At 37.7% G+C, this 21,882-nt stretch carries 20 protein-coding genes; 8 read left to right on the top strand and 12 right to left on the bottom strand.

Translation table 11 applies throughout. The features are described 5' to 3' along the window. Positions 1–289: 289 nt before the first annotated feature. Together D9782_RS12145 and D9782_RS12140 are read right to left on the bottom strand one after the other, a co-directional pair. Positions 290–1,777, bottom strand: a complete 1,488-nt coding sequence (locus D9782_RS12145; protein WP_121604873.1) for an alpha-amylase family glycosyl hydrolase — start codon at positions 1,775–1,777, stop codon at positions 290–292. Positions 1,778–2,203: 426 nt separating this feature from the next. Further along, complete coding sequence (locus D9782_RS12140; protein ID WP_026680623.1) at positions 2,204–2,563, bottom strand: YisL family protein; 360 nt, start codon at positions 2,561–2,563, stop codon at positions 2,204–2,206. A gap of 161 nt (positions 2,564–2,724) precedes the next feature. Here D9782_RS12140 and D9782_RS12135 point away from each other — a divergent pair, with 161 nt between their 5' ends. Next, complete coding sequence (locus D9782_RS12135; RefSeq protein ID WP_026680622.1) at positions 2,725–3,921, top strand: ornithine--oxo-acid transaminase; 1,197 nt, start codon at positions 2,725–2,727, stop codon at positions 3,919–3,921. A 258-nt stretch (positions 3,922–4,179) separates the two neighbouring features. On the opposite strand, the gene D9782_RS12130 is transcribed toward D9782_RS12135, so the two are convergent. After that, positions 4,180–4,740, bottom strand: a complete 561-nt coding sequence (locus D9782_RS12130) for a GNAT family N-acetyltransferase (protein WP_026680621.1) — start codon at positions 4,738–4,740, stop codon at positions 4,180–4,182. A gap of 14 nt (positions 4,741–4,754) precedes the next feature. Further along, the gene (locus tag D9782_RS12125; protein ID WP_240455731.1) at positions 4,755–5,966 is read right to left on the bottom strand and encodes a DUF418 domain-containing protein; all 1,212 of its coding nucleotides are present in this window, start codon (positions 5,964–5,966) and stop codon (positions 4,755–4,757) included. An 88-nt stretch (positions 5,967–6,054) separates the two neighbouring features. On the opposite strand from D9782_RS12125, the gene D9782_RS12120 reads away from it, so the two are divergent. The 6 genes from D9782_RS12120 to D9782_RS12095 all read left to right on the top strand — a co-directional run bounded on the left by D9782_RS12120 (position 6,055) and on the right by D9782_RS12095 (position 7,980). Next, entirely contained in the window at positions 6,055–6,276 is a 222-nt protein-coding gene (locus tag D9782_RS12120) for a spore germination protein (protein ID WP_026680619.1), read from the top strand. A gap of 2 nt (positions 6,277–6,278) precedes the next feature. Beyond that, complete coding sequence (locus D9782_RS12115; protein ID WP_026680618.1) at positions 6,279–6,479, top strand: spore germination protein GerPB; 201 nt, start codon at positions 6,279–6,281, stop codon at positions 6,477–6,479. Positions 6,480–6,554: 75 nt separating this feature from the next. Further along, a complete protein-coding gene (gene gerPC / locus D9782_RS12110; RefSeq protein WP_026680617.1) occupies positions 6,555–7,142 on the top strand; it encodes a spore germination protein GerPC in 588 nt (195 codons plus the stop codon). Continuing rightward, a complete protein-coding gene (locus D9782_RS12105) occupies positions 7,139–7,312 on the top strand; it encodes a hypothetical protein (RefSeq protein ID WP_026680616.1) in 174 nt (57 codons plus the stop codon). The genes gerPC and D9782_RS12105 overlap by 4 nt, the downstream gene beginning before the upstream one ends. Before the next feature lie 14 nt (positions 7,313–7,326). Beyond that, complete coding sequence (locus tag D9782_RS12100) at positions 7,327–7,695, top strand: spore germination protein GerPE (protein ID WP_026680615.1); 369 nt, start codon at positions 7,327–7,329, stop codon at positions 7,693–7,695. A 66-nt stretch (positions 7,696–7,761) separates the two neighbouring features. After that, positions 7,762–7,980 (top strand): spore germination protein, encoded by a 219-nt coding sequence (locus D9782_RS12095; RefSeq protein ID WP_026680614.1) that lies wholly within the window; start codon positions 7,762–7,764, stop codon positions 7,978–7,980. Positions 7,981–8,162: 182 nt separating this feature from the next. Here the strand turns inward: D9782_RS12095 and addA are convergent, their stop codons facing one another. From addA to D9782_RS12075, 4 genes are all read right to left on the bottom strand, one after another. Continuing rightward, a complete protein-coding gene (gene addA / locus D9782_RS12090; protein WP_121604872.1) occupies positions 8,163–11,888 on the bottom strand; it encodes a helicase-exonuclease AddAB subunit AddA in 3,726 nt (1,241 codons plus the stop codon). After that, a complete protein-coding gene (gene addB, locus D9782_RS12085; protein WP_121604871.1) occupies positions 11,882–15,379 on the bottom strand; it encodes a helicase-exonuclease AddAB subunit AddB in 3,498 nt (1,165 codons plus the stop codon). The genes addA and addB overlap by 7 nt, the downstream gene beginning before the upstream one ends. 78 nt (positions 15,380–15,457) lie before the next feature. Then, the gene (lepB, locus tag D9782_RS12080) at positions 15,458–16,009 is read right to left on the bottom strand and encodes a signal peptidase I (RefSeq protein ID WP_121604870.1); all 552 of its coding nucleotides are present in this window, start codon (positions 16,007–16,009) and stop codon (positions 15,458–15,460) included. Between the two features lie 56 nt (positions 16,010–16,065). Beyond that, the gene (locus D9782_RS12075; RefSeq protein WP_121604869.1) at positions 16,066–16,722 is read right to left on the bottom strand and encodes a TVP38/TMEM64 family protein; all 657 of its coding nucleotides are present in this window, start codon (positions 16,720–16,722) and stop codon (positions 16,066–16,068) included. 209 nt (positions 16,723–16,931) lie between these two features. Here D9782_RS12075 and D9782_RS12070 point away from each other — a divergent pair, with 209 nt between their 5' ends. Beyond that, positions 16,932–17,315 (top strand): YhjD family protein, encoded by a 384-nt coding sequence (locus D9782_RS12070; RefSeq protein ID WP_121604868.1) that lies wholly within the window; start codon positions 16,932–16,934, stop codon positions 17,313–17,315. Here D9782_RS12070 and D9782_RS12065 read toward each other — a convergent pair. The 4 genes from D9782_RS12065 to D9782_RS12055 form a co-directional block, all read right to left on the bottom strand. Further along, complete coding sequence (locus D9782_RS12065) at positions 17,254–17,781, bottom strand: competence protein ComK (protein ID WP_121604867.1); 528 nt, start codon at positions 17,779–17,781, stop codon at positions 17,254–17,256. The two genes, D9782_RS12070 and D9782_RS12065, sit on opposite strands and share 62 nt — an antisense overlap. A gap of 99 nt (positions 17,782–17,880) precedes the next feature. Then, the gene (locus D9782_RS22920) at positions 17,881–18,024 is read right to left on the bottom strand and encodes a hypothetical protein (protein ID WP_161629266.1); all 144 of its coding nucleotides are present in this window, start codon (positions 18,022–18,024) and stop codon (positions 17,881–17,883) included. Between the two features lie 391 nt (positions 18,025–18,415). Further along, a complete protein-coding gene (locus D9782_RS12060; protein ID WP_026680609.1) occupies positions 18,416–19,951 on the bottom strand; it encodes a fatty acid--CoA ligase family protein in 1,536 nt (511 codons plus the stop codon). A gap of 551 nt (positions 19,952–20,502) precedes the next feature. Next, complete coding sequence (locus D9782_RS12055; RefSeq protein ID WP_121603749.1) at positions 20,503–21,861, bottom strand: transposase; 1,359 nt, start codon at positions 21,859–21,861, stop codon at positions 20,503–20,505. Between the last annotated feature and the right edge of the window lie 21 nt (positions 21,862–21,882).

Genomic DNA, 21,882 nt, shown 5'->3' with positions numbered 1-21,882 from the left:
ATTTTATACTTTCTTAACTTAGAACAAAAGCGCAAGCGCCCGATTAGAAATGTAGCGACTGGAGCAAGTCAATCGATATAAAGGAATCTATGTGTGCTTGCGAGTCGTTGATAACTTATTGGGTGATTCGTGAAGTCGTCTCGTTTCTGGGCGCTGGGGCTGAACATGACTCAACACTCCATATTTATCCATGTGGGCATATTTTATAATTTCCTAGATAATTAAAAAGCTTGTAGAGAAAAATCACCCTACAAGCTTTTACGAATAACCACAAAACAAATCTCACTAGTTATTTACTTTTCCTTTGTTTTTGTTTACGACTGAGGATAATTACAGCGATAATAAATAATAAAAATACGCCAATAATAAACCCAATAAATAACCAATTATAGCCTGTATCATTTTCTACAGCGAACACTTCTGCTGTCTCTCTGGCTAAACCAATTTTGTATTCTCCCTTATCATTTTCCCGAACAGTATTATCACCAAGATATCCACGTAGCTGTTTTCCTGACTCTAAATCACTTATTGAAACCGCCCTAGAGTGTTCATCATTATTTATTGCAATATACATCGTCTCATCTTGATAGCTCCGTTTAAATACACTCATTGCTCCATCAGAGCCAACCATTTCGAAATCGCCATGCGTTAGAACAGGAAATTTATTACGTAACGATGAGATACGGTTATGAAATTCAGTCAAGTCTGGATCACCGCTATTAAATTTCACCATTTGCTGTGCTTCAGCTAAGCCTGACCCATACATTGGCAATTCGGATCCTTGATACAATACTGGTACACCAGGAATCGTATACATATAAGTTAATGCTAGTGACCATGTCGTAAGAGCGTTTCTTCCGTTCTCTGCTAAAGTCTGCGTGAACCGCTCCGTTGATTTATTATCTACAAATATCATAGACGCTTGATCAGTTTGTTGCCAAGCTCCATATATGTCAGAAACCGGCTTTCCTGCTTCGGCGAATACCTCTGTCATTCTATTATATAACGAGTAATTTTCGATAGCATCCAATAATTTATTTTCTTTTAAATGTGTTATATCTGTTTCAGGGTCGAGAATATCTGCTAGGATATAGAAATCATCGTCCTTTGCTTTAATATTCTTAGAAAGTGTATTCAGGAATTCTGAAGATGCTTGATCAGCCGCATGTAGCTTATAACCATCAATATCGGTTTCATCCATCCAATAATTAGCCACATTCAATAAGTAAGCTTGCACTTCTGGGTTGTTCTGATTAAGTTTTACTGTATTTTTAGACCAATTGGTTTGTGGCTTTTTATTCTCGATTACCCAATCCTTCTTTGCTGTATCCTGTGCAATGGGATGACTATCTGCAATATAATTGGTAACAAGCTCCATAACTACTTTTATGTTTCGTTTATGTGCCTCTTTAATTAGTGTATGTAGATCATCCATCGTACCAAATTGTTCCTCAACAGAATAAAAATCCTCAATCCAGTAACCATGATATCCGTCCGGTGCATTCGCCATAATGGGTGATAGCACCAGTGTTGTATAGCCTAATTCTTCAAAGAAATCGAGTTTGTCTATAATCCCCTTTAGGTCTCCTCCATGATATGCCATTGGATCATCTAAACGGACTTGTTTATCTCGTTCATGGTCCAGATTATTATAGCGATCCACGGTGATACTGTATAAAATCTCTTCGTTTATATTTGCACTTTCTGCTTGTATATCATTTGGCATCGCTACAAGAATAGCAAGGATAGCAAAAAAAATACTTAGGATACGTTTCATATAATTCCTCCATCTAGTAAAAGTACTCTTGTTCTATTATTGAGCTTTTATCGGAATAGTCAATATTAATCCTTACATTGTAAGAAATCATTCAAATTTTTAACCCTTGCCTCCATAGTCAGCTATAATGATAGCATAATAACCTGTTGTCGAGCTATGATAACCAACACGTTGTCAAAACAGAACAAAAGCGCAAGAGCCCGATTAGAAACGTAACGACTGAAGCGAGTCAACGGAGATAAAGGAATCACGGTGAGCTTGCGAGCCGATGATGACTTAGATTAGGGCGATTCGTGAAGACGCATCGTTTCTGGGCGTTGGAGCTGGACGTGACTTAATACGTATATTTATCCATAGGCTCAAATTTTGTAATTTCCTAGGCTATAAAAAAAGATTGCCCCAAACATAAGGACAATCTTTCTATACTTATACAGACATAGGGAGTCTAAAGAATCCCAATGCAAGTACAATAATAACGGCAATCACAAATTGGATCCACAAACCTTTAAGTGGCTTCTGCTTTCTTAACTTCACAAGCATCATTTCCATCACAGCAATAATCCAAACTCCAGCAAGTCCCTTAATGATTGCTTCAGGTAGTAATGGACTGCCATTAAAATAATACGCAATTAAATCTCCACCGGTATAAAGTATAAACAAATAGTCTAATCGCAAAATCATTTGTGTAATTTTTGCAGGCTTTTCCTTACCTTGTTTTAACATCATGTAAGCTAGAGCAAATAAAATAAAACCAAGCGCCCATGCAGTAATATGCATATGTGTCATCTCTAAACAACCTCCTGTCCAAATTCAATGACTATCGCTATCATACCATGATCACTTTAATAAATCATATAAAAAAATCATGACAAATTTTCTGTATCTATTCAGCAAGAAAAACTGTTATACTATTTTTGTAGATTATTTTTAAAATTCGGAGGGATCATATGGTACAAACGAGTCAGGAAATAATTGATCAGACACAGGAATATGGTGCGAAAAACTATCATCCTCTACCTGTTGTTATTGCAAAGGCTGAAGGAGTTTGGGTAGAAGATCCAGAAGGAAACCGCTATATGGACATGCTGAGTGCTTATTCAGCAGTAAACCAAGGACATCGTCACCCCAAAATTATTGAAGCCTTAAAAAAACAAGCTGATGCTGTAACATTAACCTCAAGAGCTTTCCACAATGATCAGCTTGGACCTTGGTACGAAAAAATATGTAAACTAACTAATAAAGAAATGGCCCTGCCAATGAATACAGGGGCTGAAGCTGTTGAAACAGCGATCAAAGCAGCTAGAAGATGGGCTTATGATGTAAAAGGTGTTGCAGAAGATAAAGCAGAAATCATTGCTTGTGAAGGAAATTTTCATGGAAGAACAATGACTGCTGTATCCCTTTCTTCAGAAGCTGAATACAAACGTGGATTTGGACCAATGCTGCCAGGAATTAAAATCATTCCTTATGGTGACATTGATGCATTAAAAAATGCTATTACAGAGAACACAGCGGGCTTTTTATTTGAACCGATTCAAGGTGAAGCTGGAATTGTAATGCCTCCAGAAGGATTCTTAAAGGAAGCTTATGCTATATGTAAGGAAAATAAGGTTTTGTATATCGCTGATGAAATACAAGCCGGACTTGCACGTAGTGGAAAAATGTTCGCTTGTGATTGGGAAGATGTAACTCCAGATGTTCTAATTCTCGGAAAAGCCTTAGGAGGAGGCGTATTTCCAATCTCCTGTGTCGTCGCTAATAAAGATATCTTGGGTGTATTTAACCCTGGATCACACGGTTCAACCTTTGGTGGAAATCCACTAGCTTGTGCAGTTTCCACAGCATCTTTAGAAGTACTAGAGGAAGAAAATTTGGCAGAACGCTCGTTAGAGCTTGGGAGCTATATGATGGCTGAACTCAATACAATTGATAATCCCAAAATAAAAGAAGTACGTGGTAAAGGTCTATTTATTGGTATGGAGTTAACAGAGGCCGCTCGCCCGTATTGTGAAGCGTTAAAAGAAAAGGGATTACTATGTAAAGAAACTCATGACAATGTAATACGCTTTGCTCCTCCACTTATTATTGATAAAACAGATCTCGATTGGGCTATTAGTCATATCCGTGAAGTGTTTAACGGTTAAGTACGAATTTTTATAATGTATACAGAAAGGCTGTCCCATAAGTCAAGCTAGACTTGTGAACAGCCTTTTTAATAGCTTTATTGCAGACTGCAGCAGTAATTCACAGCCACAGATGAAATAAATTACGTTTCTCACAATTCGTACAGATAGAAAGTAGTTTCAGTCAAATCCATGATAGTTATGGAGATGTCTTCTTGAGTCATGAAAATGGAAAACGTAGAAAGTTTGCTGACTGCCCTAACTTTCTGTAGTTTATCATTAACCTGCATCAAATTCATGATTTAAAATGGAATATAATTTTAAATCATAATGTATTCCGTTTACTTGCATGGCCATTCTCATTATTCCTTCAAAGGTCATTCCTACCTTTTCCATTACTCTTTCAGACGCAAGATTTTCTCGAAAACATCTTGCTTGGATACGTACTAAATTCATCTCTGTAAATCCATATGCTATCACTCTCATTGCAGCTTCTGTCATCATTCCTCTTCCCCAATAGTCTCTAGAAATGATATACGCTATTTCTGCCGTACGATGTTTTTTCTTCCATGATACAAAATTAATCGTTCCTATTAAATGATGTGTTTGTTTATCTTGAATTCCCCAGAAGACATAATTATTTCCTTTGTACTGATTTAATATTAGATTAAGAAATATATGGGTATCGGCCATCGATTGATGGGCATCCCAATTCACATATTTAGCTACTTCTTTATCGGAGCAATAAGCAAACATATCCGCAGCATCATCGATGGTAACCCTTCGTAATCGCATTCGCTCTGTTTCAAGTGTTGGAAAGTTATCTTTTGGAACTCGCATCACTTCTCCCCCATTCACCCTTGATTTTTCCTACGAAGATACTGTTTCTGATTATAGGTCAAGCTACGCCATATCCATTCTAATGGACCAAACCGAAAATGAATAAACCACCATTTACTATATATGATCTGTAAGAAATAAATGACAATAACCATAAGTACTCCAATTAATGGTGATATAGCTCCATATAGACCCAATCCAACCCCATAAAATAAGACAAAACATATGACAGATTGTGTAATATAATTGGTTAATGCCATTCTGCCTACATAAACTAATGGTTGGAGTATTGCAGCGCCCACCTTGGTTTGAGCTAACAGTGTAATCGATGTTAAATAAAATAGTGCTGAAAATGAGCCACCTATATTATCTTGAATCATCGAAAACCATGTCGGATTCCCAAACAAATAGGGAGCTAGCTTTAAGAGAATGAAGAGAATCAAGGAACTAAACCAAAGCCTTTTAATAATAGAATGATATTGCTTCGGTTTATGTAGCCAGCGTTTCCGTGCAATGTACATTCCAAATAGAAATAAAGGTAAAATGGTTGCAATCATTATGAAAAAAACAATTCCTCCATTACCATACATCCAATCTTGAAAGTTTTGATACCAAATGGCTTGAATAGTGGTACTTTGATAATTTTCAAGCGCTTGATTTATCATTACATCGTCATATTCATTAAGAAAATGCCTCGCATTATACAAAAATAGTGTTAACATACTAACACTTCCAACTAACAGAGTAACTCCCCAGCCAAGTAGCGTCCGATCTTTCACATCCAAGAATAAAAGTAAAAACAACCCAATTATTCCATACGACAATAAAATATCACCATGCCATATTAAAAACGCATGAATTATTCCAAATCCAATTAAAACCATGAGCCTGCGAATTAGAATCGGATAAAAGGCAATTCCTTTTACAAATAGCCCTTCCTTCATTAACTGAATGCCAAAGCCAAACAAAATTGAAAATAATGAATAGAAGCTTGCTTGAAAAAATATGTCGATAATACCTTGAACCGTATGATCCAAACTAGATGGCCACGCTACCCCTTCTCCTCCATACAAAAAATAAGGTGCACTGAAGGCGCCAATATTCACAATAAATATACCAAAAATAGCGAAGCCTCTAGCTGCATCAATCCAAACCAACCGATCTTTTTCACGAGTCGGTGTTGCCTTTATATCCATCATATACTCCCTTTCTGCTTCGTACCTCATATTATTCGATAAAAAACAAAACAATCCTGCTAAAGATCCTCAACAAAATAGAAGATTTTCATAAGCTAACAGTAAAGGAGGAGTCCAAATGCCAGCAAAAGTCGGAGCAGTCAAAGTAATTAATATATCTTCCTCCAGTATTTTTAATATTGGCGATGTGTATTCCATATCCCCAGACAGTACTGCCAAAACCTATGCTGGTGGAGGGTCTTTCAATACTGGAAGAGGTATTCGTGTAAACTTGGGGAATTCTAAAACCTATGTTTTTGATCCCGACAATTTTGATCAACCTATAATCTCGGAGGAATAAAGATGAATATCACTGTCCATCAATCCATTAGTATTTATATGATAAAAGTCGGTGCTATTACCAATTCTTCTGTATTGCAAATTGGAAGCACTGGCAGTCTACAAGCCCAATCCGATATATACAATACAGGCGGATTTACAGAAGCTGTTGAGGAGGCAGAAGCAATTAGTGAGACTACTCCTCTTGTACCTTTAGCCCCTTAATTCGCACATTTTTGTAGGTAATGCATAAACTAAGCATAGGCATTCGTCTACACTGTGCAAGGGGGGTTTATTTTCATGAACAATAATGATTGGTCAAAATATATTTATGATTTACATGAACATATGAAGCAGCAGGAGAATCTAATCCAAACATTAATGTCGAGAGTAAACCAATTGGAGGATAGTTTGCAAGCTGCTAAATCTAATAAGATTGAAAAGGTGGAATATCACTTCGACCAACTGAAGATTGAGCATTTAGACGGTACGCTTCATATCGGTTTATCCCCACAGGACTTAGCAAACCTTGAAGATACGGGTTTCCCAAACCAGCCTGACATACCAAATTATCAGCCACCACTTAAACAAACCTTACAATCAGAATTAGGAAATTATCTCCATGAAACCGGTCCCTCTATTATTCGTCAGCTCGCAAGAGAGCACAGTGTAAATTTAAACGATGGATATCCCTCCGTTCTTATACAAGATATAGAAAAACAGTTGCCTGGACGGATTGCCTTTCATGAAAATGAGGCAACACAAAATGGTAACCTTAAATCAAGAGAGGAATTGCATGCTTATATATCAGATAACATTAAAAGTGAAATTCAAAAATCGCTAGCTCATTTTATGCATACCAAAAAGAATAAAGGAGAATCATCATGAACATGGAAGTCCATAACTGGGGACTAAATGTTGAAAATGTTAATGTAGATAACGTATCTGCCTCATCCGTTTTTTTGATTGGGGACAACGATGAGATATGTCTTTCATCTTTTTTTGATACACCACCAGAGGCCTTTACTTTTGGAAATATTGTACCATTAGCCCCATAAGGAGAGAATAACTCGTGCAAAAACGAATCGCTCATGTATCCGATATGTTTACCAATTCTGTTTCCTTTAGTGGCGTTGTTTCAATTGGAGACACATTCAATGCCAATTTAAATTCCAAAGGGATTGCGGTACAAAAAGAGGGAGATTACTTCACAAAAGCAGATGAGGAATACTTTGAGGATTATCCGATTTTCACCAGAAAAGCAAACTGGCTGAAAGATGGGAAAACCGTAAATAAATCTACTTTTCATCACGACTGTTCTATTAATGTCCACCATGTTTCTTTAATTGGAGTTAGTAGTTCCTCCTTAATGCAAATCGGGAGCGTGGAAAATATAGCTGCAGATGCACGATTAAAGCATTTCCGAAAGCTCCAAGATTAAATAAGACACCAATCCTTGTTCCATCTCATAGACTGTTTTAAGAATACTATGATAGAAGGTGTTAGCATGCCCGCTATTGTTGGACCAGTAAAAATAATTAGTGTTGGCGGAGGTGTGGTTAACTTTGGTGATTCCTTTTATTTATCTCCAAAGGATACTGCAAAAACTAACGCTGGTTCTGGCTCACTTAATACAGGTGACTTCATCTGTACGAATAACGGCGTCAGTACAACCAATCCGTTTGACCCTGATTTAAACGATCAAAACATTACGGCAAACGCATAAACATTATGAAATAAGCTTGTGGAATCCTTAGTGGTTCTACAAGCTTATTATTGAGCCTTTGCTCCCACACTATATTTCGGCGGGAGTGTAAAGGATGGTTTCGTCTTTAAAAAGAGCCGTTTTAGTATGTCGCACCCCCTTGTACATAACAAAACAGAATTTTGCTTTACTCTACTATTAGCCTAGCTTTTTAATTCCTGTGGCACTTCAACAAGTTGATTTTTCGCAAAGAAATACAAATATGTTTCCTTTACAGGCTGTTTCCAAATCGTTTCAACAGCATATCGATAAAGCTTCATTTGCGTAAAATAACGGTGTAGCATTTTTTCCTTGACTTGCTCTGTCCATTCAGCATTAATGGCATCCGTTTTATAATCGATCATTATCCAACCATCTTCTTTTGGAATAAGACAATCGATTACCCCTTGTATTAGCACATTTTCTTCTGGTGCGTGCCATGTTGTATAAACTTCACTTGCTGGCAATGCAAGACTAAATGGTACCTCGCGATAGAATTTAGGTACACCCATGATAAATGCAGCAATCGGTGTATGATAAAATTGCTCAATTGCATGGATGTCAATCTGGCCTGCTTCTTGTCTTCCTATAATCTCTTTTTCTATCATTTTTTCAATTTCTTCCTCTATTTGCAAACCATTTAATACTCGTTTAATAGGTAAATGCTGCATGACTGTGTGCATTGCAGTTCCTTTTTCAGCTGAAATCATTGATTTTTCCTTTTGCATAAATACTGGTCGTTTAACAATCGGCTTTTGAAATGTAGCTACAAGCTGATCAGAACTATATTCATCCTTTATTTCCTGTTGCCTTTTAATTTCAGTTACTGTTTGTTTTGCCCTTGAGGTCGCAGCCTCTCGATAGGGATACGTAAATTGCAAACGTTGATCAACGATATATTTGAGTTCATTATCTGTTAAATCCAACGGCTTCCATTTAGAAATGTGCTCATATAATTGCACATCATTGTCCTTATTAGGTTCCGTATTATTGACCAGCTCACTTCCATGAATAATGGTCACATCCCAATGTGACGGATCATGCTCTATCGTTTCATTCGACATTTTTGAGGTATCGCCTAATCGTAACATTTCGCAGTCACGATGACGTAAGAGCGCTGGACCAACCCAATCCAGATAGGTTTTTGATTCGATGCGGAAGTACGAAGGAAGTACCCATTCATGATGCTCCCTTATTTTCTCCCATTTCTCTATTTTTTTCTCTAAAGATGGTACACTCCCTATCATGACAAGTTTTTCTTTTGCGCGAGTTAATGCAACATAAAGTACACGCATTTCCTCTGCGAGCTGCTCCCTCAATTTTTCACGCTTTAACGCTTGATAATACAGTGTTGGATAGCTAATTCGCTTAACTGGGTCGATGTATTTACTGGCAAAACCATAATCCTTATGCAATAAGTATTTCTGATTTAAATCCATCAAATTAAATTGTTTATCCATCCCCCCTAAAAGCACTACAGGGAATTCAAGTCCCTTACTTTTATGAATCGTCATAATACGTACAACGTCCTCTTGTTCACTCAGAGCCCTTGCTGCTCCAAGGTCATCCCCTCGTTCTTCCATTCGCTCGATAAAGCGTAGGAATCGAAATAATCCACGAAATGACGTTTTTTCATACGTTCGCGCTCGATCATAGAGAGCTCGGAGATTCGCCTGTCGTTGTCTGCCTCCTGGCATACCTCCAACAAAGTCGTAATACCCTGTTTCTCGAAAAATCTGCCAAATCAACTCAGATAAAGAACCTTGCCTAGATGCTAAACGGTATCTTTCCCGATTGTCAACAAAACGTTGAAGCCTTTTTGCAGTTTCATTTGTATGCTGCTTAACATAGTTTTTTAATGCATCATAAAACGAAAGATTCTTTCCTGCTAATCGAATTGCTGCCAATTCTTCTTCATTTAAACCAACTATTGGTGAACGTAATACTGACGCTAATGGGATGTCCTGTCTCGGATTATCAATCACTTTTAAAAGGCTAATCATTACCTTTATTTCAATTGCTTCAAAATAACCTGTTGATAATTCTGCATATACAGGAATACCTTGTTTTTTCAACTCATCTGTAATAGCCGGAGCCCATGTCATCGACCGAAGCAGAATGACAACATCCCGATATTGCATATCCCTTTGGGCGTTTGTTTCCTTATCAACCACTTGCAAAGGTGCTTGATCTGCTTGACCAATCCAATTTTTAATTTTTTTAGCATATACTCTAGCTTCAAGCTCTGCCTTTTCCAAATCTCGGAAGTCCACTTCCTCCATACTTTCTTCTTGTTCATCAATATGGCGATCTATAATTACCAACTCTGGATTTGGCTGACTATAAGGATATTCATCATACATTTTATTGCCATAAATTAGCTCCGCATTTTCATCATAGTTTATTTCACCAAGAGCTTCATCGATAATTTGTCGAAAGATATAATTCGTTCCAGTTAAAACTTGCTCTCTACTTCTAAAGTTTCTGGCTAAATCAATGCGTTTTCCCGAATTAGTATTAGCAGCAAATCGTTTATACTTACCAATAAACAAAGACGGCTCCGCATGTCGAAAACGGTAAATACTTTGCTTTACATCTCCTACCATAAATCGATTTCCCTTACCAATTTGATCACTTAATAAATGTAGAATGGTCTCTTGTACTAGGTTAGTATCCTGATATTCATCGATGAGTAATTCAGAAAATCGTCGTTGAAATCCAACTGCCACTTTTGATGGTGTTGGTGACTCGGTTGAATCATCTTCATTTAATAACTGTAAGCAATAATGTTCGAGGTCCGTGAAATCTACCATTGCTCGCTCCCGCTTCTCTTTTGTAAAGCGTTGTTTAAATTCCTTCACTAACTCCGTCAATTGTTTAATTACTGGCGCCATTTCACGCATATCTTCTAAATGACTAGCTAAATCTCTACTAAACCAGTCCTGCTTCATATCATTCCAACGTTTTTTATAGCTATTTCTTAGCTTTTGAACATGCTTTTTTTTCTCCTCATTTACTTCAACACGTTGACTCGATAGTTTTGAAAATGTGTAGTCTTTCATGAAATTATAAAGTTGATTCCAATCACCTTGAACTCGTTTAACTTCCTGCAACATAGCTATATCTTCTTCTATCGTATTCGCATACTGGTACGGTCCGTCATTTTCTTTTGTTATATTCATAGCAAGTAGCATTTCTTGCTGAATAGCTTCAAACTTCCCTTCCACCTCACGCTTAAGTATATTTAACCAATAAAGATCTATTTGCTCATCATTTTCTGATACATCATACGCATTTGCTAATTGATCTAGCCAGTGATCAGGCCAAGGATTCTGTACAGCAAACGAATAGAGAGAAAGGATTAAGTCTTCTACTTCAGCATCACTACGGTCACTCGAAAAACGATCTACGACTTGAAAAAATAATGCCTGGTCAGCGCCATCTGCACCATACCAATCCTCAAACAAATCATCCATTACCTCTTGTTTCATTAAATCTACTTCCATTTCATTAGCAATGCGAAATGAAGGATCAATATCTAATAAATATGCATATTGACGTACAACTTCAAGACAAAAGGAATGCAGTGTGGATATCGATGCCCGTTGTAGTAGGGATAATTGTTTCTTTAGATGTTGGGAAGATGGGTCTTCAGCCAAAGCCTTTTCAAGAGCTGCGCCAACTCGCTTACGCATTTCTTGGGCTGCAGCATTTGTAAAGGTTACTACGAGTAGAGAATCGATATCTACTGGGTTCTCTTTATTAAGGAGCTTCTGTATTATTCGTTCAACGAGTACAGCGGTCTTCCCTGAACCTGCTGCCGCTGCAACGAGTACATCGCTCCCACTGGTATATATTGCTTCCTCTTGTTCTTTTGTCCAGCTTACCATGAATCGCCCTCCTCCCTCTGAATACGGTTAAGGATATCTTCATCCTTTAAGTCGGTTAGCTTTCTGTAATCATTCGTTGCTATGGTTGAATCAAACTGACATACAGCATGGAATGGGCAATATGTACATGCAACTTGCTGCTTATGCTGATAAGGGTTTAAATCAACTCCCCCTGTAGTCATATCAATACCAGCTTTAGCCATAAGTCGATGCATATGATTTTGTAAACTAGCGAATGTTTGTTGATCTGCTATTTTGGAATAACTATAAAAGCCACCCTTTTTCTTTACACCTGCAGGAACAATTTGGCTAGCTCCAGAATCTAATGCAGTATCCATCCATTTCACAATTTCTTCGTCTGATAATAGTAATCCTTGCATTTTATATTTCTTAAACAATTCTTCCGCGATGGAGGCATCATCAAGTCTCCCTTTTCCTGTAATCATTGGATTATGGACATGGAAGTATAATACTCCTGCTGGTGTCGCTTGAACCCCTAGCCACTTTTCAGAGTGCGTTAACACCACATCTAAATACGTAAGCATTTGTAGAGCTAAACCATAATAAACTTCCATTAGGTTAAGTCCTTTGGCACTAGACTTATAATCTATAATTCGTAAAAATAGTTCATCATCCTTTATTGCTCTGTCGACACGATCAATTCTACCTCGTAGCATTAACTCAAAACCATTCTCCAACGTAATCGTTAATGGTGGCAGCTTCTGATTTTTACCAAAACCTAATTCTAACCCAACTGGAGAGAAATTACTTTGTCTTGCCTGCTCACTTAATACAAAAGCCGCTCGTGCGATAACTTCTTCCAGCTTTTGTTGAATGTATTTATAACGGTTAGAACTGTGTAGAATCTGATGCTGTAGTACTGGCGCTAAATGGCTTACAGCCTTAGACGCATAATTAGCTGCATCAGACTGGTTCAAGTGTGAAAAATCTCTACCTTCGCTTTGAACCCATTCTGTAATGGTTTTTAACGCTTCATGGAATAATTGCCCAATGTCTGGTGCATCTAACTTGTATGTTCTACGCTCTTCAAGTCCTAAACTGTATTTTGCAAAGTGCTGGTATGAACATCGATAATATGTCTCTAATCGAGAAACACTCGCCTTTACCTGTTTTGGATAAAGCTGTTCGATGGTTTCACTAGACAAGTCGGTAGGTTTATTTTGATAGAATAAACTTTGTAAAATTCGATACGTCGTATGATACTTCTTGTGATGCTCCATATACCAATTCAGTACATACCACCATATGCTCCTAACAGGGTAGCCTTTTTGATATCTAGCTAACTGAGCTGTTAAAGCAGCTCTTGTCTTCGTTGGTGTCGTTATAAATCGACCTGCATCTAATAATTCATCAGGATCCTGCAAAACCAAGTGGTCACTGGAGCTTGGAAATAGATCCTCCATACGCTTAATCAGCTGTGAAGGCATCTTTGCCTTTCCTTCATCATCACTTAAAGGATAACTAATCCACAATCTGTCTCTAGCTACCGTAAATGCTATATACATATAGAACCAATCATCAAGTAATTGGCGCTTGCTACTTTCTGCTAGCTTTAATCCATGACCAGCCAGCATTTCTCTTTCCTGTTCATTTATCAATCCATCAGTTGGTGGTTTCATTGGCCAAACGCCTTCATTTACACCGAGAAGGAAACCACATTTTATTCCACTGATTCGAGAACGATCGATAGAACCAACTATGACATGGTCCATACTTGGCGGAACATGAGCAAACGTTAACGTCTCGAAACCAGCTTCTAATGTTTTTCGAAACGTAGTTAGTGACATTTCCTCTTCTCCAGCCATCTCAACGATTTCATCAAACAATTGAATGACAGCATCCCATACCTGCTCTTGTTCCCTTCCTTTTTCAAGCTCTCCAACATTATCATAATCCGTACGTATTTCCTCTAATCGAACGGGAACTTGTAATTCCTCTAGTAATAAATAAATGGTTTCACATTTTTCCTGAACGGTTGAAGCGTCTCTCATTTGCGTATCGAAGTTTCCTAATGCCTGCGCCACTTGGTTACGATAATGATTTATTCTTGCTTGTGTATCTCTTTCCATATCTGTTTGCGCCATTTGGTCAAATCCTCGAAATCTTTGAAACACCCACTCTTCTTCTCCTAGCCAGCGCTCTCTTGATCTAATTCCATACTCTAGTACATAATTTTCTAATTCATCTATTGCGTCAGGGTTTAGCGGATATTCCTTATTTAAACTTGGAATAAAACCAGTTTTGAGTACGCGAAAAACAGCATCATATCGCCAATTTCCTTCTACCATATCTAATAAAGAACGAATCAATTCAATTAGCGCATGATTCTGCATGGTTCTTTTTTCATCAATAAAAACTGGAATGTCATAATCATTAAAGAGCGTTGCAATTAAATCATGGTACGTATCGGTTTGCCGAATAAACAGCGCAATATCACGATAACGATAGCCCTCTTCCCTAACAAGTCGAACAATCTCTTGAGCTGCTCCTTCTACTTCTGCTCGGGGATGGACTGCTTCTGCAATTTGCAGTGGAACTTGCCCATCATAGTGAGGGACAGGTCGGACATCAAAATTTTTTTCCAAATGTGCAAAGTAAGGCCGATCTCGAAATCTTCCATATTCAGGGTCAAGTTCAACGGTCTCTTCTATCATTACGTCATTCATTTCCGCAGTTTGCTTAAGTGCTTGGTAGGTTTCCGTTGTCTGGTAAAATAAATCCAATTCAGACACAGCGTCCCCCTCTGGCTGCTCCACAGTTAACGCGACAGTTACACGTTTGCATTTTTTCATAAGTGCTTCTACTACCATCATTTCTTTTGGTGTAAACCGATGAAACCCATCAACATATATCTCTGCTTCATGTAATAATTGCGACTCTTTAATCTTATCAGCAAGTAATTGCAGTTGATCCTCGCCATCTATATATTTATCTTGCAAAGCAAATAGTAATTTTTCATAGATATATACTAAATCCTCAAGCTTATTCGCTAACGCCTCTTCCCCAGGCTCCTTATGTACGTATTGACCAATTTGTTCAATTTGCGCATGCAATAGCTCTGGTGTAATGGTATATCGCTTAAACTCCGTTATCATTGTTTCTAATTGATGTAAAAAACCTTGTTTTTCCATTGCTTTTTGGAAAACATGCCACTCATCTTGTTTTTCTTCTATAATTTTGCGTAGCATCATTTGAATACCAACCGTACTAATAAACTGCTTCGTCCCGCCTCCTGTTTCCTGCAGCACCCTCCAAGCCAGCCTTGAAAAGCTTGCTACTTGAGCACGAATACTCCCGCGAATATCTTTATCATTAAACAGTGTATACTCCTGTTGAAATGTCATTTGATCTGGAACGATATAGAATATAGGTGGGCCTTGTGGTTCCTGAATTAATTTGGCTTTCATCTCATCCAATGAACGGCCGCTTTTCCCCGTTCCTGCTCGTCCAGTAATAAAACGGAGTCCCATAATGTTTCCCCCATTTCCTTCTCCAATTTAAAAAGCTCTCATCCTTTTATTTTACCAAAGATGAGAGCTACTACATAACTATTTGCCAAGGCTTAAACTCGCTTGAGAAAGCGGCCAATATTTCACATCTACTTTCCCTACAAGCTGTGTTTGTGAAATAAACCCAAACGATCTGCTGTCCAGACTATTATCACGATTATCGCCCATTACAAATAGTTTTCCTTCTGGAACCTCTGTTTTACCCGTAATTTCTTCTAAGGTAAAGTTTTCGGTGTATGGTTTTCCATTACTTGCCTGAACGAACTCACTTAAAAATCGTTCTTCTACATATTTTCCATTTATATATAAGTTATCGTCCTTATATTTTATTTCATCCCCAGGAACACCTATTACACGTTTTACATAGTCCTCCTGTTTATTAGCGTGAAACACGATGACATCAAAACGATCCACATCCGTTAGATCGTAGACGACTTTATTAACCATTAATAAGTTACCATCGTTTAATGTTGGCTGCATGGATTCTCCGTCTACAACATAACTAGCAAAAATCACAGAACGGAATACCATCGCAACTATGATCCCAAGCAATACAAGTGGAATCACTTTTCGATATTTTATTTTTTTCATGCCAAACCTTCCTCCAGAGTATGTTCTCTTTACATCATACCCTGGAGGACAGTGTCTTAACCCTTTTCAGAGCCTATTTCATCATTTTCAAGCGCCTTTTTCTGCAAACGCTTCTCGATATACTTACCAATAATCCAAAAAAGGACGATGCAACCTCCAACAATTATAGTCTTCACCGGATTTTTAGCAAATTCCATAATACTTGAGCCTACATAAGCAATGGAAAAGATCATCACCGATTTCCCCATAATTACAGCAAGAATAAACTGTTGCTTACTAATTTTCGACAAGCCTGAAACAACATTGATGACAGAGGATGGTGAAAAAGGAAAACACATTAATAAGAAAAGTGGTCCAAATCCATGTCGCTCCAACCAGGTTGTCACTTTCTTTACTTGTTTATTCCCTCGAATCGTTTTAAAAATTCGTTTATTACCAAGCTTGCGAATGACTAAAAATACTAAGACAGCGCCCAGTGCTGACCCTGCCCATGATAATAAAAAGCCTTCAAGCAACCCATATGCCGCTGCATTGGCAAATACAAATACAACCAATGGAAGAAAAGGGAGAAACGCTTCAATGAATGGCAACAATATCCCTGGTAGTGGCCCTAAATTCTCGTAATTATGAAGCAAGTGCATAATATATTCATCGAAATTGTCATTTTCAATCATTGTTTTCCAATCCGAAAGTTGGATGTCTAATAAATACATGTAGTAAAATCTCCTCAATATGTAAATGTCACTTTATCCTATTTTTAAGTCTATCTATTTTTATTTTAATGTAAACATCTAATTATGCATAGTCATATCCTTAATTTGCCACTTTCTTTTCATTTCTAATAGTTACCATTGATTAGTTTATTAATTTTTGCATATACTATGAACAAGAACAAACGTTCTTGTCAAGGAGGGAGATTGTCATGCGCTATCTAAACGAAGAAGAATTAACGATTGCTTCTCGCTTTCTGTTCCTATCGATGGCCATGGTCGTTATACAACAAGACATGCAACATTTCCAAAAAGGAGCGTTTAAAATCACAGAGCATTATATGGGACTTTTGAAAAGAATGGAGGCAGAAGCAGTCAATGAACGCAGAGTGTTACGAAGTACTATGCTTCATAAACAAATAAAGGTCGTTACATTAGAAAAAAATGATTCATTTTCTTCGTATTTATTCCTCTGCCGAGGTCGTGAGGAAAAACGGAATTATTTTAACCCTGCTATTCGAAAAAAAGTCCTAACTATTCTTGAGGAATTAATGGAAAAGGGGCAGTCCGATCAATATGCTTCTGCAAAAACCTAATACGATTATCTAAAAGATAGCGAAACTGCGCAGTTCGTTGAACCTGATTTAGCGCAGAACCATAGGAGATATCAAGAAATACACGCTTGCCATTCTTAAACAGGATTTCTGTACCATAATTAGCTGCTTTAAGAACTTGATCAATATGGGAGTGTGCAATCCATGAACATTTGGAGCTTGAAGGGGATGTAGTCGGGAAGAAATACATGCCACTAATTGGATCAATTGTGATTGGTGCTTTATGTGTAATTCCACAGATATCTTTGGTACCCTCTTGTCGACCTTTTAAACTTGCACCAAAAAACTTACAAGCATGATCGACAATTTTGCTAGGAGAAAAGCTGACTGGATATTCAGCTTCTTCTTCTAATACCATAGTAATGGGGTTATCTTTGGAATCACGTTGGGCAACAAGAGCAACAGTCAGTGGGGTGATTTCTGGTGTAGATGTATACAAATTCAACATTAAAATGCTCATCCTTTCCGAAGAAAAGAAAGTGGCTTATATATTAATTTATCAAAATTATAGAGAAAATGGAAGATAAAAACAATATCTTCACAAAATTCAACGATTGTTTTCTGCATCACCCTCATGTTTTAATTCATAATGCGATGGAGTGGTTTGCTCCTGTTTCTGAGATACATCAAACTCAGGATTTAACCATGTAAAAGTAGCAAGCTCCTTCTCTTCATCTTCGTATAAGTTCATCCCTTATCACCTCTTATCTCTATTCTCTCTCAATTTATACACAACCATACATTATTTGTTCAGTCTTATCCCACAACAAAAAAGAGGCTGGGACAAAACACAACTTCTTTACTCAAAATACGAATAATCATATTATCAATAGGAGTATCATCGCCGCACCGTGAAACTATATTCGTTTTCCGCGGGCACGGCCTCAGCTAACTTTGGTAAAGAAAAACACGTTAATACGTGGATCTTCGGACGCGTGCTGTTACCGCCGGAGTCTCGCTTATTTCAGGTGCTAAATGAATGATTCTGATCAAAAAACGAACGATAATTAATCAAAAATAATCATCGTTCGTTTTCGTTTTTAATTGTTTCTTCATTCTCTTGTCCCAGCCATTTTTTCTTCTCAATTTCGTGTATGCGATCTTAAATTTTTTCGTAATATCTTTCCTGTCGTATTTTTAGGTAATTCCTCAAGAAATTCAACAGTGGAAGGAATTTTATATTTTACTAGATAGGTAGCACAGTATTCCAATAACTCGTCCTCTGTTATAGAAGAATCATTAACCACAACGAAGCTGCATACAGCCTCTCCAGTTTGACTATCGGGAACACCGATAACAGCAACCTCGGAAACACCTGGATGGGCGTATAAAACCTCTTCCACTTCTCTTGGATATACATTATACCCACCCACAAGAATCATGTCTTTTTTCCTATCAACGATATAGAAGTACCCTTCATCATCCATTCGAGCCATATCTCCTGTATAAAGCCAACCATCCTTTAAAGCAATTGCCGATTCTTCCGGCATTTTATAATAGCCTAGCATAACGTTTGGTCCACGAACAACAAGTTCGCCTACTTCTCCCACCTGTACTTCTTCGCCAAACTCATCAACTACTTTGTTTTCCACGTGAAGGATACTTCTACCAATAGATCCTGGTTTGCGCGGACGATCCAATGGGTTAAAACAAGTTACTGGTGAGGCCTCAGATAACCCGTACCCTTCTGAAACCTTCACATGGAAGATCTCCTCAAAGGACTTTAAAAGAGCCACAGGCATAGATGCGCCGCCAGAAATACATAAACGAATCGTAGAAAAATGATCTACCATCTCTTTCCCACTTCGTACCAAGTAATTATACATTGTAGGTACACCAGCGAAAATCGTGGCTTGATATTGTTTACTAACTTGAAACACATCCGTAGGTGAAAATTTAGGCAAAATCAGTACTGTTCCACCATTCATTAATGGAGCGTTCAACGAAACCGTTAAACAAAAAACGTGAAACATAGGTAATGCAGCAATCACACGGTCTTGATTATTTATTGTTAAATAATCTGCTGTATCTTTTGCATTAGAATATAAGTTTTTATGTGAGAGCATCGCTCCCTTAGGTGTTCCTGTCGTTCCAGAGGTATATAGGATAATAGCCAAATCCTCTTGATCCAAAGAAGGGTCTATAAAGCTTGTTTCTCCAAGAGCTAAAATTTCAGTAAATGCTTTTGTTTTTTCTTGAAGAAAGAGTGGTGATGATACGTTTTTCTCGGAGTCGCAGACTATGTAATGATTAATCGCAGGTAATTGATCATCGATTGCATGAAACTTTTCCAATAATACATCCATTGTAATAACAGCCTTGACATCTCCATTCTTCACTATATATGTCATTTCACTTGATGTATATAAAGGATTAATTGGAATAATAACTAGACCAAGTCGTAACGCGCCATACAGACCAATGACATAATAAGGACTATTACCAACAACTAAGGCAACATGATCTCCTTTCTTGTATCCTAAGGATGCTAGGCCAGAGGCAAATAGCGAAACAGCATGATTCAGTTCAAAATAAGACGTTTCTTTATGTTGAAACACATATGCCGTCTTGTCAGGATACTTTTTTGCAGTAACAGCTAATTGTTCACTTAAATTCACTGCTAATCCTCCTCATGCATAATGAATGAATAATCATTCATTATGCAGCATTTTTTAATAGAAGAATACTTCCCATTACTTTGGCTATTCCTCTATCTTCAAAAACATATGAATTATTTTACTATTTTAGTATAAATTACGATTTTTATCATTTCAAGTGCAAGCGTTAACAAATTGTGAGAAATTCAAATTCTATTCCTTCACAGTAAGGAGATCACTGTGTTAAAAGCAAATTAGGCCAAAAAAAAGACATCCTTAGTTGGATTTCTTTTTTTCTCTATAAAACGAATAGACAAAGTAGATAGATAGTAATGGAGCCGTCGCCCCTGCGGAAGCAGCAACTGCTGAAGATCCCGCTAGGAGCGAGTTTGATTCCTGTAAAAGCTGCAGCTGTCCGTGAAAAGATGACGGCTCTAATTGAACTTCTAAAAAGCCCTAGGCTTAACAATTATCTTCATTTAATAGAATCAATTTCATAATTGCTGTTTTTAAAAATGCATAGAGTTGTTCCTTGATGATTTTCAAGTTTTTTTAATAAAGATCAATTTTATTTATGCAGCTTTTAGCGTCTTATGTTTCATTTCTAGTCTAATCCGATCCGCGGCTAATCTTGAGGCATTATAAACAAGCGTCACCAAATGGAAGTGAAGACTTGATTTTTTCCCGGTTCGGTGTCGGACATTATTCAGTCCAAAGAATTCTTTCAAATAGGCATTAACACGTTCGACAGCGGTACGTTCTTTGTACAGTTCATCCCATTTTTTCGATCCCCTTGCGGGATTGGTGTACTTTCGGATATCTGTAGATTGTTTGATTTTAAAAGTCTTTTGACAAAGTGAGTCGTGTTGTAATGGGCACGTTGCACATTCCTTCGGACGTGTATATTTCAATGTCTTGTATTTTGGATCGAAGCTGTCGTAGCGATAGGAATGCTCTAGGACACAAGTCGGTGCGAAGTACTCGTCATAACCAACCGTCTCTCCTTCGTTACGTCGGTTATATGGAATGACAGCTTGTAGATCCTGATCGATTAATTGTTGATAGATTGGTTCATAATCGTAACCGGCATCGAAAAGGCCAGCAGTAAATAAAGACGGAAGATCGCGATCAATTTTCTTTAATAAAGGGATGGCTGCCTTTCCATCATTGAGGCTACCGGACGTCATCATCCCCGCAAGAATGTACTGGCTTTTTGTGCTAACGGCTAAGTGACCTTTGTAGCCAAACCAGAAGATGTTTTTTCCATCACTGTTTTTCTTGACTCCCCATTTTGGTTCGATGGGGGCTTCATTCAACAACACTTCCACTGATTCAGAAAGCTGATGAACAATTTCTTTTTCATAAATCGGACGCGCTTCTTCCTCGGCCTGTTTTTCTTTGAGCCATTGTTCACGCTCAGCTTTTGGTTTGCGTCCGCGCTTTTTCGGTGTTGTCCTTTCTTTCTTATCGGATGTATGAGCGCGATCTCTTGCCTCGAAATGAGTAGCGTCAATAGCGATGTTTTCTTCGCCGATATGCCCTTCATCGATGGCAAGAAAAATAAGCTCATCATGGATATGTTCCATCTCATCTGATTCACTGATGATAGTAACCATTCTTGAATAAGAAGCTTCAGATGGAATTTGGTCAGAGTGAAGAAATCCACAGTCATATCGAAAAATAGGATCACGTTTTAAACGCCTAATCAGGTCTTTGATTGTTACAATTCGCTCCACCACACGAGCGATTAATGAGTAGATCATGGCACCGTAATTCAGTTCTCTTGGGGCACCAACTTTATTAGGTTTATCAAATAAATTCAAGATAGGATCCAAATTGATTGTTGAAAAAACAGCTTCAAAATGATGGGTAGGTTCCATCTCATATAATTCGTGTATGTCAAACAAGCTTTGTTGTCGTATAATAGACATAGGGGGCATCTCACCTCTCTG

The organism is Virgibacillus sp. Bac332 (assembly GCF_003667785.1).
GTDB classification, from domain to species: domain Bacteria; phylum Bacillota; class Bacilli; order Bacillales; family Amphibacillaceae; genus Virgibacillus; species Virgibacillus salarius.
This window is presented reverse-complemented; position numbering and strand designations above follow the sequence as displayed.